General features: G+C 50.3%; 1 rRNA gene. It reads left to right on the top strand.

The annotated features are described in order from the left end of the window. Positions 1–753, top strand: a 23S ribosomal RNA gene (locus PAND9192_RS20380); the annotation flags it as partial.

The following is a 753-nucleotide window of genomic DNA, read 5'->3' as shown; positions in this document are numbered from 1 at the left end:
CATCCTCCAAGGCTAAATACTCCTGACTGACCGATAGTGAACCAGTACCGTGAGGGAAAGGCGAAAAGAACCCCTGTGAGGGGAGTGAAATAGAACCTGAAACCGTGTACGTACAAGCAGTAGGAGCCCACTTGTTGGGTGACTGCGTACCTTTTGTATAATGGGTCAGCGACTTAATTTTAGTAGCAAGGTTAACCGTTTAGGGGAGCCGTAGGGAAACCGAGTCTTAACTGGGCGAATTAGTTGCTAGGATTAGACCCGAAACCGAGTGATCTAGCCATGGGCAGGTTGAAGGTGAGGTAACACTTACTGGAGGACCGAACCGACTAATGTTGAAAAATTAGCGGATGACTTGTGGCTAGGGGTGAAAGGCCAATCAAACTCGGAGATAGCTGGTTCTCCCCGAAAGCTATTTAGGTAGCGCCTCGGACGAATACTACTGGGGGTAGAGCACTGTTAAGGCTAGGGGGTCATCCCGACTTACCAACCCTTTGCAAACTCCGAATACCAGTAAGTAATATCCGGGAGACACACGGCGGGTGCTAACGTCCGTCGTGAAGAGGGAAACAACCCAGACCGCCAGCTAAGGTCCCAAAGTTATAGCTAAGTGGGAAACGATGTGGGAAGGCTCAGACAGCCAGGATGTTGGCTTAGAAGCAGCCATCATTTAAAGAAAGCGTAATAGCTCACTGGTCGAGTCGGCCTGCGCGGAAGATTTAACGGGGCTAAGCTATACACCGAAGCTGCGGCAAT

The organism is Photobacterium andalusiense, assembly GCF_900185625.1.
In the GTDB taxonomy this organism is placed as follows: Bacteria; Pseudomonadota; Gammaproteobacteria; order Enterobacterales; family Vibrionaceae; genus Photobacterium; species Photobacterium aquimaris.
This window is presented reverse-complemented; position numbering and strand designations above follow the sequence as displayed.